The 17,111-nt window shown below is 45.9% G+C and carries 10 protein-coding genes; 5 read left to right on the top strand and 5 right to left on the bottom strand.

Features of this window, described 5'->3' with window-relative positions; translation table 11 throughout:
* On the top strand, nt 1-855 hold the full coding sequence (locus GW590_RS03505; protein ID WP_169401602.1) for an isochorismatase: 855 nt from the start codon (nt 1-3) through the stop codon (nt 853-855).
* Nucleotides 855-1,613 carry a 2,3-dihydro-2,3-dihydroxybenzoate dehydrogenase gene (gene dhbA / locus GW590_RS03500; protein WP_169401601.1) on the top strand — a complete coding sequence of 253 codons (759 nt, stop codon included), beginning with the start codon at nt 855-857 and terminating at the stop codon, nt 1,611-1,613. Before GW590_RS03505 ends, dhbA begins: the two co-directional genes overlap by 1 nt.
* A gap of 373 nt (nt 1,614-1,986) precedes the next feature.
* On the opposite strand, the gene GW590_RS03495 is transcribed toward dhbA, so the two are convergent.
* Together GW590_RS03495 and GW590_RS03490 are read right to left on the bottom strand one after the other, a co-directional pair.
* Nucleotides 1,987-2,913 (bottom strand): glycosyltransferase family 2 protein, encoded by a 927-nt coding sequence (locus GW590_RS03495; RefSeq protein ID WP_235955838.1) that lies wholly within the window; start codon nt 2,911-2,913, stop codon nt 1,987-1,989.
* Between the two features lie 607 nt (nt 2,914-3,520).
* Entirely contained in the window at nt 3,521-7,492 is a 3,972-nt protein-coding gene (locus GW590_RS03490; protein WP_169401600.1) for an SET domain-containing protein, read from the bottom strand.
* 561 nt (nt 7,493-8,053) lie between these two features.
* Here GW590_RS03490 and ptsG point away from each other — a divergent pair.
* Together ptsG and fucP are read left to right on the top strand one after the other, a co-directional pair.
* Nucleotides 8,054-9,490: a PTS glucose transporter subunit IIBC gene (ptsG, locus tag GW590_RS03485; protein WP_169401599.1), complete on the top strand. Its 1,437-nt coding sequence runs from the start codon at nt 8,054-8,056 to the stop codon at nt 9,488-9,490.
* A 370-nt stretch (nt 9,491-9,860) separates the two neighbouring features.
* The gene (fucP, locus tag GW590_RS03480) at nt 9,861-11,114 is read left to right on the top strand and encodes an L-fucose:H+ symporter permease (RefSeq protein ID WP_169401598.1); all 1,254 of its coding nucleotides are present in this window, start codon (nt 9,861-9,863) and stop codon (nt 11,112-11,114) included.
* Between the two features lie 267 nt (nt 11,115-11,381).
* Here fucP and GW590_RS03475 read toward each other — a convergent pair whose 3' ends face one another.
* Complete coding sequence (locus tag GW590_RS03475; protein WP_169401597.1) at nt 11,382-12,131, bottom strand: DeoR/GlpR family DNA-binding transcription regulator; 750 nt, start codon at nt 12,129-12,131, stop codon at nt 11,382-11,384.
* 231 nt (nt 12,132-12,362) lie between these two features.
* On the opposite strand from GW590_RS03475, the gene GW590_RS03470 reads away from it, so the two are divergent.
* Entirely contained in the window at nt 12,363-13,469 is a 1,107-nt protein-coding gene (locus tag GW590_RS03470; RefSeq protein WP_169401596.1) for a glycerol dehydrogenase, read from the top strand.
* A gap of 122 nt (nt 13,470-13,591) precedes the next feature.
* Here the strand turns inward: GW590_RS03470 and GW590_RS03465 are convergent, their stop codons facing one another.
* Nucleotides 13,592-14,545 (bottom strand): ROK family protein, encoded by a 954-nt coding sequence (locus GW590_RS03465; RefSeq protein ID WP_169401595.1) that lies wholly within the window; start codon nt 14,543-14,545, stop codon nt 13,592-13,594.
* Nucleotides 14,546-14,676: 131 nt separating this feature from the next.
* A complete protein-coding gene (locus GW590_RS03460; protein WP_169401594.1) occupies nt 14,677-17,109 on the bottom strand; it encodes a formate C-acetyltransferase/glycerol dehydratase family glycyl radical enzyme in 2,433 nt (810 codons plus the stop codon).
* Nucleotides 17,110-17,111: the final 2 nt, after the last annotated feature.

Here is a 17,111-nt window from a genome sequence, read left to right as displayed (position 1 = left end):
ATGGCCATTCCCAAACTTGATTCCTATGCGCTGCCGCTGGCAGCAGAATTACCAGAAAACAAAGTGCAGTGGCAGTTGGATAGCTCGCGCGCGGCGTTGTTAATTCATGATATGCAGAAGTATTTTTTAAACTTTTGGGGCGAAGACAGTCCGCTAATTCGTCAGGTGGTAGCCAATATCGCCAGTTTGCGTCGTTACTGCAAACAGCAGGGCATCCCGGTGTTTTATACCGCGCAACCCAACAACCAAAGTGATGCCGATCGGGCGCTGCTCAATGATATGTGGGGACCGGGGCTGAATAAACATCCGGACCAGCAGGCGGTGATCGCCGAGCTGGCACCGGAGCCAGACGACCAGGTATTGGTCAAGTGGCGCTACAGCGCCTTCCACCGTTCGCCTTTGCAGGCAATCCTCGAGGAAACCGGGCGTGACCAGCTGATTATTTGCGGGGTGTACGCGCATATTGGCTGCCTGACCACCGCTATCGACGGCTTTATGCGTAATATCCAGCCCTTTATGGTGGCCGATGGTTTGGCAGATTTTTCTCGCGAAGAGCATCTGATGGCGCTGCGCTACACCGCAGGACGTTGTGGGCGCGTTGTGATGACGGCAGATTTATTGCCGGGAATCGCCAGCAAAGAGCAACTGCGTAGCCAGATCCTGCCGCTGCTGGATGAAGATAGCGACGAACTTGATAATGACGATAATCTGATTGATTACGGTCTGGACTCGGTGCGCATGATGGCGCTGGCGACGCGCTGGCGTAAAATCCGTGCGGACATTGATTTTGTCGCGTTGGCTAAAACGCCGACCATCAATGGCTGGTGGGCCTTGCTGTCAGGAGCAACCCATTGATGACCAGCAACGACAATTTTTTGCAAAAACGCGTCTGGGTGACCGGTGCCGGGCAGGGTATTGGCTATGCCACGGCTTTGGCCTTTAGCCAGGCCGGTGCCGTGGTGGTGGGTTTTGATCGCCACTTCGCCGGTGAAGAGTATCCTTTCCAGACTCAGTTGCTGGATGTCACTGATGCTCAGGCGGTAGGAGAAGTCTGTCAGCGGTTGCTGGCCGAACATCCGCAACTGGATGTACTGGTCAATGGTGCCGGCATCTTGCGGATGGGGGCGACGGATGCCCTTAGCGACCGCGACTGGCAGGACTGCCTGGCGGTCAATGCCGGTGGTGCGTTCAATATGTTCCGCCATACCTTACCGGTTTTCCGTCGCCAGCAACATGGCGCAATAGTCAGCGTGGCATCCAATGCGGCGCACGTTCCCCGTATCGGTATGTCGGCCTATTGTGCCTCCAAGGCTGCGCTGCGCAGTTTGTGCCTGAGCGTTGCATTGGAGATGGCCCCTTATGGCGTGCGCTGCAATCTGGTTTCTCCCGGTTCGACCGATACCCCCATGCAGCGCGGCATGTGGAGCAGCGACACGGCAGAGCAACAAACCATTGCTGGCTTCCCGCAACAATTCAAGCTGGGTATTCCGCTGGGCAAGATTGCCACCCCACAGGATATTAGCGAGGCGATATTATTTCTGGCATCTGACCGTGCCGGGCATATCACCATGCAGGATATTGTTATTGATGGCGGGGCCACCCTGGCCGCCTGAATATAGCCCTGGTTCGCGAATCCCACACCTAACCCGCGCATAACGCGGGTTTTTGCAATTATGGTTTTTTGATGAAGATTGACCACGGATTTGTGAGAAAAGGGTCACAATCTGCTGCTTTTATCAGTTTGTTATCTACAATGGCCAAGTTACATATAAATTGTTTATGCATTATTGAGGTGCAATCTGCACTCAACGTAGGAGAGGCAACCCACTGTTATTTTTAACCGGTGAGTTGCGAGAGAATGGTGAAGTCTTTGCAAACCTAAGGGGCGTTAGAAGTCTGTTAGTAACGCCAAAGGCAATGATCGAAATCACTGCATTTTTATTGTGATTAAGTATTTACTTTCAATGAGTTAGCGTCTTCTGGTTATCACCAGGAACGGATCAGTCGTTTGACTTTTATCAGTTTTCTTTTATAACTCATTCTTACGGCAGGATCTAATAAAAAGGGCAGGGTATTTACTTCTTCTATATTTTGTTTTATTGAGCTTCTGTCTTTCCATTTGGAAATAATCAAATGATTACGGTTAATAAATTCAATCCAATGGCAGACCTGAAGGAATTTATATTTATCCTTAAGGACGAAAGACATGCGGTCCAAACCATATCTGCAAAGCTTGATTTTTTCTTCATCAATATCGCTGGATAACGTATTATTACGTTTAAAATACATATAAGGGCCGGTGGCGGAAAAATAGATCTTCTCGCAGCTCTTTAATACATCAGGAAAAACAAAGGCGTCTTCATAGCAAATATAGTTAGGAAATTTGCAGCGCAATAAAATACTGCGTTTAATAAATTTGCCAATAAAATGTGCCTGGAAAGCCTGATGAATCAGGTATTTTTTTATCGCAATATCAGTAGACATCTGCCGGGCCAGCAGCGGCTGTGGAGAGGGGGCCGGTTGGTCTTCACGCACTTCAATCAACTTGGTGATCAACATATCGGGGGCATGATTATTGAGAAAATCAAGGATCTCAACCAGCGAGCCGGGCTGGAGCTGATCGTCGCCATCGACCATGGTAATGTACTCGCCTTGCGCCTTGGAGACCGCGAAGTTCCTGACTTTCCCGATGTTTTTATAGGCCACGTTAAATTTGACGATATTACTATGACCTTCCGCAAAACTGGCGAAAATGCTTTCGGTTGTATCGGTAGAGGAATCATTGATCAGTACGATTTCGCAGAGAGCAAACTTTTCCCCTAAGGCAACACGTATGGATTCTAAGCATGATGTCAGGTAGCTACCACAGTTGTGTGCAGTTACGATGACACTCAGGTCGTATCGTTTCATCATTATTTATCGTTTCTTAGGTAACCAAAAAGTTGGGTGCAATTTTAACACTAAATTTCTAAACATTTTAGCACTGCAAAACATCTCTGTCTTTGAGATAAAAAAATCCATCCTTTCTGCTGCGGGATAGTAATGCAAAAAGCATAATCTTATTGAGATTTAGCATAAAAGGCATTTTAGCAACTGATGTTTAATGTCGAAAATGCCAACCAAGTCTATCAATAGACTAGTAGTCGATAATTTATTCCTCAATGAGAAAAGGCTTAAACAGATTAAAACCTCAGCCTTCCCATTTGCTCATTTATCGCATGACGGGTATGCCTGGCAGCGGAAAAATTAAAAAGCAGGCAGGGCTGGGCAGAACCGCCGGGGTGACGTAAGCAGGGGAACCCTTCGACTGATCGGTGTTGCCTTGGGCTGGCTGAGGTGACTGCATTTTTCCGGTAGATCGCCGTTGCAGTGCAAGTATTGACAAAAAAGACCGTGGCGCTAAAAACTCAACCCTGTTTTTTGGCCCTCTGTAAGATTGCGCCAAAAATCCGGCAAAGGAGAGAGGGCAAATGCGATGCCCTACAGATGTTGCTTAGCTCAACACTTACGCGGTCTGGGTTTATTCCGTTTCTGCAGGCTCCTCTTTGACTTTGGCATGGATCCGAAACTCGATGGTTTTGCTGTTAATTTGATCTTTTTTGTTGCGGTAAAGAGCTTGTGCCAAAGCATGGAAAATATTATCCAGGCTATTTCGATTGCCTATCTTTGTATTATCTATCACCGCATTATAACGAAGGACACCTTTTTTATTTTGCCAAAATCGCAGAGTGGCAATTTGCTGGCTTGGCACCTCTTTTAGCCCGCGAAAAGGAATTTTATTATTGGTATCTTGATTTTTTTTTACTTCTTTTCCTTCAGGATTAAAACAGGCGATAGGGACTTTGTCTTCATTTTCGATAATAATATATTTTTTTTCCTTTTTGGCAATGCGACGAATAATATCTGCCCCCATGTCGAATTGTTTGTTAAAATCCAGGAAGTTCTTGTTATAGTAAGGACCGTAGCTAATCAGCAGTTCCTCCCCTGCTTTGATAGTCTGATTAGTCACATAAACGGGTAAGATACCTTCACTACCTGTGGCGCTTTTTAGATAGAATAAACTGACATTATTCATTCCTCTGCTGGCATAGCCAGAAAAATCTGCGGTATTGAGCAGTGCCAATCTATTGGGGTTTTCATAACCGCTTATATTTAAGCTGCCGCTTTCGCTTTCAAACAGATAGGTGGCAATCGAACGGTAGCCATTGTTTTTAGTCGCCAAATTATAAGATTCGCTGCCAGGTTTGTGCACCACACCACTATAACCGCCCAGAATGGTTCCCGCGGGGATATCTTCTTTCGCCGTGATTTGTAGGCCAATATTTTTCTCCTCATCGTCATAGAGGATTTCAGTGTATTTTTTTAAAATGGCCTTTTGGCTTTCGCCGTCACTGTCAACAATTTGCTGCGCTATATTTTTCCATATTTTCTTTTTTGTTTCCCATTCGGAATTTGGTATTTTCATTTCCTGGAGTAGTTCATCAACATATACCAATTGGACATCATTTCCCAAAAATTCTTTTGTCAGGCTTCTGCCTGTCACGGGATCTTGCAAAAGTATGGCAGGTCTATTGATGTTATTTACTTTTTGGAAAAATGTTTTATATTCCCCCCAGATAATTTCCTGGTTAGAGGGAGCATCAGGATCGGGTTTTATATTGGCTGCAATCTTAATTTTTTCATCTTGCTTTTGCATACCTAATATTTCTCTTATTGTTTTTTCCAGCTCGAAAAATTTGATATTATACTGTATTGCCAGATTACGGTATGAGATACCCAGCATACTGCAAACTTCCCTGTTTTCCGTATATATTTTGGCGACAGTCACTACTCTATTCTGGTCGTCAGGTACAGTCATGGTATTAAGCCAATTCTTAGCCTGAGTTGAAAGGTCTGGAGGGAAAGATCTTATGGAGTTAAAGATACTGGTATGCTTAAATCTATAATAATTGGCCAAATACTCAAACATAATGCCATGTTTATTAAGCTCTTCGCGGTGCTTTACATAAAATCTCGCTGCCGCTGCGGGGCCGCCTTGCATATCAAGATCGGGCTGCTGGTCAAGCCATTTTCTGGCGGTTTCGGATATCGTTGTGACATCGATACCCTCTTTGATCCGATAATTGACACCAATAGCGAGTTTATGGTTGATCCCCTGATTAAGAGAAAAAAGATTAACGGAATAATAGTTTGCCATAACCTCAGCGGTGATATCCAGAGGGCCAATGATATGCTGGTTTTGCAAATATAATATCTCTACGGCTTCTACTTTATTTTCTCCGTCGGCAATAGCATGATTTTCTAGCCAGAGTTTGGCTTCGGGTGATAATGTACGGGAACGTTTGTTGACCGTTTCAATTGAGGGGCTTCTTTGGCGAGAAGGACCCGCTTGCGGTTCATTCTGCTGATTACCGCCGCCTCTGATGCCTTCATATCGTCGCCAGGTATTATTCTCAAATATATAGGACAGCGGCAGTCGGTTGGTATCAGTCGTATCCTGATCAGGCAACACCAATTCAAGGTCACGGCTGGTTTTCAGGTTAACCTGGATATATTTCGCCTTTCCACTCTGATTGCCACACCACAGCCACATTTTATTATCATCGCTACGATAAAGCCCAATGTAACTGTTTATGGGGTAAAGGGGATCGGACACTTGTTGTTTAAACGAGTCTGGCAGGGTGTTAAAAATATCAAATGACACCCTCGACGCTCTCCAGGCATCCGTTTCTGGTTGATAGTGCATATAGATAGATGAGTCTTTAATAAACCATTGGCCGTTCCTTGACTCGAGCGGATAGTAACCTAGTTCGCCAGCGGCATACCATTTTTGCTCCACCAGTACCCTGCCTTGTGTGAGTGACGGGGCAGTAACCGTGACCTCTCGCCCTTTTAACAAAAATTCATTTTCTATCCGCAAACCCGGCATACTTTTGCTCATGCTATAAACAGGAATATCCTGCAGTTTCCAGCCGTCTTGTTCCCGCTGCACGGGAATGGGGGGATGTCTGCCATCGGGGTCAATAATAACTGTCTGACTCAAGCCCGTTTCTGCCTGATAGTAGTTATTATCGATTTTTATATAGGTTTTACCTGACTGTGCAGCAATATAGTTTTCGGTCATTTCGGAACCCCGAGGGGCTTCCTGTGCGCTGATTTGATAATACTCCAGATTGGCAATTTTCATCTGTCGGCTTTGGCTGTCAAAGCAAACCGGGATACTGCGGCCGCCGTTGACTCGTAAATAGCTATATTGCGGTAGCAGACGCCATTGCTGAGAGTATTCACTAAAGTAGACAGTTAGCTGATCGTTTAATTGGTAATTGTCGCTGGCGGCATCCCAGGTTGCAGCATAATTCTTGTCATCAATTTTTATCGACTCCGCACTTTTAACGGGAGTAAATGCGTATTCCTCGCTAAATCCTTCTATTTTCCATTTTTGCGTACTGCTATTAAAAATAGCCGTCCTGGCGTCGGCAGATCCAGTGGTCGTTAATTGTTGGGCCACAACCGGTTGCCCTGGCTGTTGAGACAGACGCCAGATTTGGTTGTTTCCCTGATGGGGGATGCTGGCTTCAAAATGAAAGCTTATCTGTCGCCCTGAAGGCAGTTTCACCGTAGGTCCGGAAAATTTAGTTAATGCAGGCACTGAGCTCAGGCGGGAGCCTAAACCCGTTGAGACGGTACTGACTGAAAGCGTGGAAGGGCTGGCAGCAACCCCCGCGGGCAGCTTACTCAAACGTATGGCAGTAAAAGCGCCTGGGCGTTCTGGTGGAGTAACCAGATTACTGACCAGTTCCAGTACCTTGTCTGGCGTAAAGTAGCCGCTATGACATTGTGCATCGTCGCTTTGTAGTACCTTGATTATATTACTTATTTCTGCCTTGTTGGTGTAATACCAGCTTTTCAGTGTGTGGACAAAAATACTCCATCCACTGGCGGCGTCGCTTAATAACTCTCCGCCAGGCGTCCCATACTCATCCATTAACTGGACATGACACTTGTTGATTAAGTACTGCCGCTGCCTTTGCTGACTTTGTTGTTCAGAAATGCGTTTTGATCGGGAAGAGGTCGCTACGGTTGGCTGCGTGGTGGGGGGAATAATTGTCAAATCTTTACCCGCCAGGTTTTTTTTGAATTGCTGCTTTTGGGCCTCAGTGAGCACGGTATTTGTCCCGGCAAGAAACAGGTCGAATGCGGTAGCAAAACCTGCAGGGTTTTCAGACATGACGTAGATCTGTTGCTGCAAATGGTTGGACTCACTGTGTCCGATGCCTGCCGAGGCTGGCGGAAGGGGTGCCGATCCTTGCCGGGACGAGACACGCGGTGTGTTGGCGCTACTCGATAACTCACGTCTTTGCCGGGAGGCGGCTGCTGAAGATTGGGTAGCTGCGTGGTCTGCGGTTTTATTTTCAGGTGGCGTAACAGGAGGATGAGCTGGCTGATCGACAATTGTTGAAGGAATAAACGGCGAGCCTTGTATCGATGGCATAAATATTTCTCCACAGTAACACCACCTGCTTGCGCAGATAGTCTGGTCGGTAATGGGGGACTTTTTATCGGGTTTAGCGCTTCCCTGGCTCTGCTTTGAGGGGGCGAGTTGCCAGAAACAGTGAGTATTTTATGTGTATGAGAGAGGTTTCTGGTTCCTTAACGAAGTGGGAACAGCACAGCAAAGATCCTCACGCTACCTGCATAACCTAATCGAAAAATAAACCTTCGCCCTCTGAAGAAGATGGATTGAGCCTGGTGAACAGTCCTGCCGTTACCTGCTGCATGTCCCTCCCATTTTGCCAGCTGCTTAAATTGTGATTAACTTCGAAGATTCGACAACCTTCGTTAGAAAGCAATTGCGCCATTGATCGAAATCATAAAATATTGCGAACATAAGAACATTATGTGTTGAGTTGACCGTCCTGGTACCCACAGAAAAAAACACATCTGCATAAGAGGATGTGAGGTTTTTTCATTAAAAAACAAAAAGATATAACCATTACCTGATTTGTTGCTTAAAAAGATAGAGACATCCTGTGCTGAAAATAAGGGGATTAACATGTTGAAAGATGCATTTGCCAACCTACAGAAAATCGGTAAATCATTAATGCTGCCCGTTTCTGTATTACCGATTGCGGGAATATTGCTGGGCGTGGGTTCTGCCAATTTCAGTTGGTTACCCGCTATTGTTTCAAATATTATGGCTGAGGCCGGGGGTTCCGTTTTTACCAATATGCCGTTGTTGTTTGCCATTGGCGTCGCCCTCGGCTTTACCCATAATGATGGTGTCTCGGCGCTGGCCTCGGTTGTTGCCTATGGCATAATGGTTAAAACCATGGCTGTGGTGGCACCATTAATATTGCATCTCCCTGCGGCTGAAATAGCAGAAAAACACTTGGCTGATACCGGTGTGCTCGGGGGGATTATCGCGGGCGCATTAGCCGCTTACATGTTCAATAGATTTTATAAAATCAAGCTGCCAGAGTATTTGGGCTTCTTTTCGGGTAAAAGATTTGTTCCTATTATCTCCGGTTTAGCGGCTATATTTTTCGGTTTGTTACTCGCTTTCGTATGGCCCTATATTGGAAACCTTATTCAGGTATTTTCGCACTGGGCGGCATATCAAAGCCCAGTCATTGCCTTTGCCTTCTATGGTGTTATCGAACGCGCTTTGGTGCCATTTGGCTTGCACCATATATGGAATTTCCCATTCTGGATGCAAATTGGCGAATTCACCAATGCCGCTGGCCAGACATTCCATGGTGATATTCCTCGCTATATGGCTGGTGACCCTACTGCCGGGATGCTGTCAGGGGGCTTTCTTTTCAAAATGTATGGTCTGCCTGCGGCTGCGATTGCCATCTGGCATACCGCTAAACCAGAGAACCGAGCAAAGGTGGGGGGGATCATGATCTCTGCCGCGCTGACCTCTTTTTTAACGGGTATCACCGAGCCGATCGAATTCAGTTTCTTGTTTGTTGCCCCTGTTCTATATGTTATCCACGCTATTCTGGCGGGTTTGGCATTTCCGCTGTGTATTTTGTTAGGTATGCGTGATGGGACAAGTTTTTCTCACGGCCTGATCGATTTTATTGTACTGGGTGGTAACGGTAGCCGGTTGTGGTTGTTCCCAGTTATTGGTATGGGCTATGCGCTGGTTTACTACAGTGTTTTCCGTTTTATGATCCTGAAATTCAATTTCAAAACCCCAGGTCGTGAAGACGTTACCAGCGAGGCAGTAACCGAAAGCGTTAATGAAATGGCTCCGGCATTAGTTGCAGCATTTGGTGGCAAAGAAAATATTACTAACCTGGACGCCTGTATAACCCGTTTACGTGTCACGGTTCATGATATTTCAAAAGTAGATAAACTGGGTCTTACCAAATTAGGTGCTTCGGCGGTGCTTATGGCTGGCAGCGGAGTACAGGCCATTTTCGGTACCCGTTCGGATAACCTGAAAACAGATATGGATGATTATATCAAAACTCTGGGCTGAGATAATAACCCGGTTTAACGAAACAGTTAGATAATATCTCTGTGTTTACACCGCGTTAATCAGCGCGGTGTAGACAGTATGTAAAAAAGTTCTTAGCCAATGAATTCATAAAATTCCTATCCCTTCGTTCCTTCCTTAATCCTGACCATCGTTACCCCTATTGCACATTGCAGACACTTTGCTCTGCAAAACAGGGCGCATGCACGAGTGCTGCTTATCGCGATGTTGAAGGCGTAATAAAAACATACAAATCTTCGATTGAAATTATATTAACTTTCATATGAAATAAATTTACTGTACATTCTCTTTTCTTCAGCTTTCTAAACTGAAGACGAAAACCATCTAAGTAACTGATTAATTTGGAATAAAAATGCATCATCAAAGCAAAAGCTATAGAAGTTCTCTTGCTATTTTAACTGCCCTGTTTTTCATATGGGGACTGATCACCTCACTCAATGATATTTTAGTGCCTCATCTCAAGGCATTGTTTTCATTAAACTATATCCAGGCATCGCTGATTCAGTTTTGCTTCTTTTTTGCTTACTTTGTTATGTCCTATCCGGCAGGAAAAATAGTCAGTAAAGCTGGCTATAAGATGGGGATTATTTTTGGATTGTTAGTAGCGGCTTGCGGATGTGCGCTGTTTTACCCAGCTGCCAGTATGCGTTCTTACCCTATCTTCTTGATATCGTTGTTTGTCCTGGCTTCAGGGCTCACTTTGCTTCAGGTTTCCGCCAATCCTTTTGTCAACTCGTTGGGTAGCCCTGAAACAGCCGCCAGCAGGCTAAATCTTACCCAGGCATTTAACTCTTTGGGTACGACCATCGGTCCGATGCTCGGCGGGATCTTTATTTTGTCGAGTGTCATTTTAACCTCAGACCAGTTAGCGGCCCTTTCTCCGCAGGATGTTCAAGGTTATCTCGCGCAAGAAGCGGCCTCGGTACAATCTCCCTACCTTGTTCTTACTGCGATTTTGATTGCGATTGCTATCGTTATAGGGTTTTGTCGGCTACCCAAACTTGCAGATGAAAAGCAAAGTTCTACTTCTAAAGCCAGCCATAGTTTATGGCAGCATAAACACTTGATATTCGGGGTAGTCGGTATTTTTGCCTATGTTGGCGCAGAGGTTTCGATCGGCAGTTACCTGATCAATTTTATGCAAAACCCAGCGATTGCCGGATTAACCGCTCTCGATGCCAGCCAACATCTAGCCCTGTATTGGGGGGGCGCAATGATTGGGCGTTTCATTGGCAGCTATGTAATGACGCGTATTCCGGCGAACAAGTTGTTGGCGTTTAATGCAGCAATAATCATTCTGTTGTTACTTTCAGCAATCTTCTTTGCTGGTCATTTTGGAATGTGGGCGGTTTTATCCATTGGGTTGTTTAACTCGATAATGTTCCCGACTATTTTCTCTCTGGCACTCAATAAAATGGGGTCGTTAACTGGACGTGCTTCCGGCTTATTGTGTATGGGGATTGTTGGCGGGGCGTTAATGCCGATGGTGCAGGCAGCGATTGCTGATCGCTTCAGCCTATTGATTTCATTCACAGTTCCCGTCATTTGCTATCTCTATATTGCCTGGTTTGGTATGTCGGGATACAAAACAGCAAGTAAAAACTGAATCATCGATCGTTAAAGCCCGATTTAATCGGGCTGAGTTTGATGACAAAGTCGTCTTGATGATCGAGATACCCGGGCATAGCACACCTAGGGGCGCTCCGGCGGGCAAGCCCGCTACGACCCCAACGGTGCACTCTCCCTAATAACGGACTTTGTCAGCAGTCTGAGCCCGATTTAATCGGGCTTATTAACGTGTATCTCCCTGAATGAATATATTTTAGGTGGTAATTTTGCCGTGTGCTTGCCCGATTCGCGGTTACGGCAAAAATTATACATTAGGCAGTAACGTAACCTTAATACCTTGATCGGCAAGACTTTTTTTATAAGACTCTTTTAATTGGCCATCTGATATTACATGATTAACCAAACCGATAGGGCCGAGAGGATGAGTATGAATATGACCGAATTTTGAGCTGTCGGTCAGAACGATATTCATCGCATTTTTACGCAGCGCACAATTGACTATGTCAGCCCGCAGCATATCACGCCCGGTAAAGCCTGTTTCAGGCCGGAAACCATCAATACCAATAAATGCCTTGCTAAAATGGACGTTTTCGAGTGCGAGCTGGGTTAACGATCCCACCATACTTTCACTTCTTTTTTGCAAAATTCCGCCCAGAAGTATGACCTCACAGTGGCTGGTGCGCAGCAAATTAGCAATATAAGAACTTACCGTCACAATGGTGAGATTCTTTCTGTCCCGCAATAATCTGGCAAGAACGGCATTGGTGCTACCGCTCTCAATAAAAATGGTCTCCCCGTCTTCAACAATGGAAGCGGCAAACTCGGCCATAATTTTTTTCTGATTAAAGTTATTCATCATCCGGGTTTCGACATTATCCGTGTCAATAGCCACCGCTGAACCATGCACCCGACGTAAGTAGGCACCTTCAACGAGATAATTCAGGTCATGACGCACGGTAACTACCGAAACTCCCGTCGCTTCGGCTAACTCCGCTACCGAAATTTTTCCCTTTTCGATCACATTTTGCAGTATAAGTTGTTGTCTGGTATTCATTATTAATAATCCAAAAACGCTATAAAGTTGAATATAAGCGATAAGCTAATTTTAAAATCTTTCGTATATCTTACACGAAAGAAATAAATGAAAGAAGAAAAGAAAGCAAAAATTCAATCATTCAAAAGTAATTATATTTACGAACGAAAGCAAAGCTGTCATGATATCCCTTATCCAGATCAGGAATTTTGTTACATCAACCTAACTACTCTTTTATTCTGAGGGATACCTATGTCGAAATTTGTTTACTCATCTCCACGCAAATATATTCAAGGCAGCGGCGTTATTAATGAACTGGGCAAATATGTTGCCGAATTGGGCTGCTCAGCATTAGTGGTTGCGGATAGCATTGTTTGGGAGATCGTACATTCTGCGGTTAAACAGTCACTGGATGTCGCTGAGGTAAGTTTTCAATACGAAGTATTTAATGGTGAATCCTCGGCCAGTGAAATCCATCGTCTGAGTGAATTAGCGCGCTCATATAAAACCACCACGGTTATTGGCCTTGGCGGGGGTAAGACGTTAGATACGGTGAAAGCTATTGCCGATGAGCTGAAGCAACCGGTGATCATTGTGCCGACGGTGGCGTCCACAGATGCGCCCTGTAGCGCCTTGTCGGTGATCTATACCGATGAAGGCGTTTTTGAAAAATACCGTTTCTACACTAAAAACCCCGATTTGGTGCTGGTTGATACCGCAATTTGTGTCAATGCTCCAGTGCGACTTTTTGCTTCGGGTATCGCTGACGGTCTTGCCACTTACATTGAAGCCGCCGCGGTTAAACGCAGCCATTCTCTGTCGATGGTTGAAGGATCCCCGACAGTCGCTGCGATGGCAATTGCGGAAGCTTGTGAAAAAACGCTGCTAACCTGGGGGAAAAGTGCCTATGAGTCAGTGGCATCCAAGGTGGTGACCCCGGCAGTAGAGGCGGTAGTCGAAGCCAATACGCTTCTTTCCGGGCTGGGTTTTGAAAATGCCGGTTTAGCCGGTGCTCATGCTATCCACAATGGGTTTACCGCCATCAGCGGGGATATCCATCACCTGACTCATGGGGAAAAAGTCGCTTATGGTACGCTGACACAACTGGTGCTTGAGCAACGCCCTGATAGTGAGATTGCCGAATATATTCGCTTCTATCGTTCGATAAAAATGCCTACCACTATGAAGGAGATGCATCTGGAAGGGGTGGCCTGGGCAGATTTGGTGAAGATTGGCAATCAGGCCAATAATGAAGGGGATACGCTAAGAAATCTTGACTCCACGCTATCCGGGGAAGATGTGGCCAATGCTCTGCTGGCGGTAGACGCCATTAGTCGCTCACTTTGTAAAATTAATTAAGCTACCCACATCAAGCCTCTGTACTATAAAAAGGCCCCAGATGGTTAATCTGGGGCTAATATTCCATCTCGTCAGAGGTAGTCCATTACAATATTATTGTTTGAATAGGGTTGGAGCAGCATTCAGAATAATAACTCTGCCGCACCAATAATGCCGTGGTCGTCCGCCAGTTCGGCTTTCTTAAAGTAAACAGGAAGGTCGCAATGATTATATTGATCAAAAACCTCCCGTACTCTGTCAAGTAACTTATCACCAAAGTTAAGCAGTCCGCCACCTAGGATAAAACAGTTAATATTTAACGTGGTGTACATGTTATATAACCATACCCCCATATACTGGGCCATCTGTTCAACAGCCCAGATAGCCAGCGGGTCGTTCTTTTCCCAGGCGGCGTTAATATGCATGGCGCTGATATTATTTATATCCCTGGCCAGTTCCTCTATGATGCTTTTCTCGCCGTTAGCCAGACGCTGTTGCACGTGTTTGACAATCATTGAGCCAGAACACCACGACATCAGGCAGCCTTGATTACCGCAGCCACACTCTATCCCTTGACCCGGCGTTATAATCATATGGCCACTTTCACCGGCCCAACCATAACGCCCGCGAAACAGCTCATTGTTAATGATAATACCGCATGAAATGCCAGTACTTACCGGGCAGTAAAGCATATGTTTGAAGCCTCTGCCAGCACCATTACGATGTTCCGCAAGGGCTGCCGTATGGGCGTCATTGTCCAGCATTATTCTGACATTGCCACCCATTTTTTTTATCATATAATTTCTTGCCTGGAAATTACGAATTCTTTTAATGTTGGCAGTTTTTACAATTTTGCCCTCTTCATACATAACAAAAGAAGGCATACCAATACCGATACCTCTTAAATCGTCAGTGGAGATATTAAAATCGCCCATAATGGTATTGATATTTTCAACGATTTCATCAAATAGCTCTTCACCATTCATGTCTGTATGGGTAGTGCAAATATTTTTGTAAATTAATTTTTTCTGCTCGTCAAAAAGACCATAGGCGGTTTTTGTTCCGCCAACGTCAACGCCAATAGTATAAATAGACATAACATGCCTCTGAGACTTTATGTGTTAATAAAATTGGATTGTTAGCCAATAAAAGCCTATCAATAGAATTTCTTTGGGGTAGGCAATAAAATAAAAATGGCGTAGTAAAATCACTACGCCATAGGTTTTAATTACAGGGTATGTTCGGTACGAGCAATAATATCATCCTGGGTGTCCGGCGAAAGGGCGGTGAAAAACGCGGAATATCCCGCGACTCTGACCACCAGATCGCGATACTGGTCTGGATGTTTTTTCGCTTCTACCAGGGTTTCACGCGAAACAATGTTGTACTGAATATGCCATCCTTTATGCACCTCAAAGAATGTGCGCAACAAAGCCATTAATTTCATGCGATCGCTGGTATTTTCCAAGGTCGAAGGATTCAGTTTCTGGTTAAGCAGCACCCCGCCAAGAATGGAGTGGGTCGGCAACTTGGCCACCGAGCTAATAACCGCCGTTGGCCCCAAGTGGTCAGTACCGGAAGCCGGGCTTGCCCCTTCAGCCAAAGGTGTTTTGGCTTTACGGCCATCCGGCGTTGCCATCGTCTGGGCACCAAAAGGCACATTGGCGGAAATAGACGAGGTGCCAGCGTAGTAGTTGCCGCCGATTGGGCCACGTCCATAGCGCGGATTATGGTAATTGACGATCTCACTAATGTAGGTCTGGTAGGCACTGGCCAGCAGAGCATCCACGCTATCGTCATCATTGCCGTATTTTGGCGCGCCGTTAATCAACCGCTGACGCAGTTGTTCATGGTTTAGCCCTTCAAAGTTGGCATCCAGAGCTTCTGCCAGCTGTTGCTGACCGATGATCCCTTGTTCAAAGACCAGTTTTTTCACTGATGCCAGGCTATTGCCGAGGTTGGCAATCCCTACCTGTAATCCGGAGACCCAGTCATATTTCGCGCCACCTTGTTTAATGCTTTTTGCCCTTTCAATACAATCATCGACCAGCGCCGAACACAGGATGTCATGGGCATTTTCTTCGAGGATGGTATCAACAACATACTCAATCTCGATAGATTTACGGGTGTAATAGCGGATCTGCGTATCCCAGGCGGCCATCACTTCTTCAAAGGTCGTAAAGTTGCCTTTTGACAGCGCTTTTTCCTGTGGCAAGAAGATCTTGCCGCTGGTTGCATCGCGGCCACCTTCCAGTGCTGCCAGGATCACCCGGGCAAAATTGATAAAGCTCATCCCGGTACAGCGATAGCCCCACTTGCCGCCTACCGCGGTTTCGATACAACCGATAGCCGCATACTGGTAAGCATCTTCCGGTTCGACGCCGAGTTTAATAAACTCAGGAATGACGATTTCGTCGTTATTAAATGCCGGCATACCAAAGCCACAGCGTATCACCTGCACACAGGCGTCCAGGAAGTCATCGCTGATACCTGCATGGTAACGCACGCTGAGATTAGGCTGTGTAGAACGCAAACGTCCACATGACTCAAGAATGACATAGGACAGTGGGTTAACTGCATCCACGCCGCGGCCATTGACCAGATTCTGGCCGCCAATGGTAACGTTTTGGTACAACGGGCTGCCGGCTGAAGCTTTTGAATGTGATCCTGAACGAATTTTGTTCACTTCCAGTAGCTTTAACCAGCAGCTGTGCAACATTTCAATGGCTTGTTCGCGCTCGAGGCTCTGTTCTATTTCAACATCACGGCGGTAGAACGGATAAAGGTATTGGTCCATACGGCCAAATGAAACCGAATGGCCATTAGACTCGATCTGCAGAATAAGCTGAATGAAGTAACTTAATTGCAGCGCCTGCCAGAAGTTTCTTGGCGGCTCATGGGCAATCACGTCACAGTTGTCTGCCATTGCCAGCAATTCGGCTTTACGGCCGCCACGGGTCTCGCTTTCCGCCATCTCACGGGCAAGTGCGGAATAACGTTTAATATGATCGCTTACTGCCTTCAGTACAATATCAATCGCCAGCAGGAACTGATTACCATGCAGGTCTTCCAGAACGGTAAGGTTGATGCGTGAACGACGCTCGGCGACGGTAGCAATTAAACCATCCAGGCCTTTATTCAGCAGCAGCGGGAAATTAATCGCCAGGTGAGCATCCCCTGAGGTCATATTGCCTTCAGCCTTGATAATACCGGTGGCTAACAGCTCTTTCTGTTCATTGGTAAACATGCCATAGCAGCGGTCCTGGACTGTCTGGCCATTCCACCATGGGCAAATTTCATGCAGTACACGCTTATTTTGCTCAGAGACAGAAAAACCGGCACCCGGGCGGTCAGCCAGGTCATCAATTTCTTTTTCAATCCAGCTAACGGTATATTCCGGGAATATCGGCGCGGCACGCACTTCACTTGCCTGATTGCCAATAATCAGTTCATCGTGTTTGATCCAGATAGTGCGATTAGCCAGATGATATTCAAGGGCAAGCGCACGACGCACAGGAACTGATTTATCCATATTTTCCTGATAAATCCTGGTGTAATGCTGGGCGCGTTCCGTACATACAGGCGGTTTGATGATACTTATCAAGGCATTCTTATGCGCCTGAATACGTCCACTTAATTTATCGAGTTTCAATGTCGTCATGA

It is taken from the genome of Rouxiella aceris (genome assembly GCF_012933545.1).
In the GTDB taxonomy this organism is placed as follows: Bacteria; Pseudomonadota; Gammaproteobacteria; order Enterobacterales; family Enterobacteriaceae; genus Rouxiella; species Rouxiella aceris.
The sequence above is the reverse complement of the archived record's forward strand: the minus strand, read 5'-3'. Positions and strand labels throughout refer to the sequence as shown.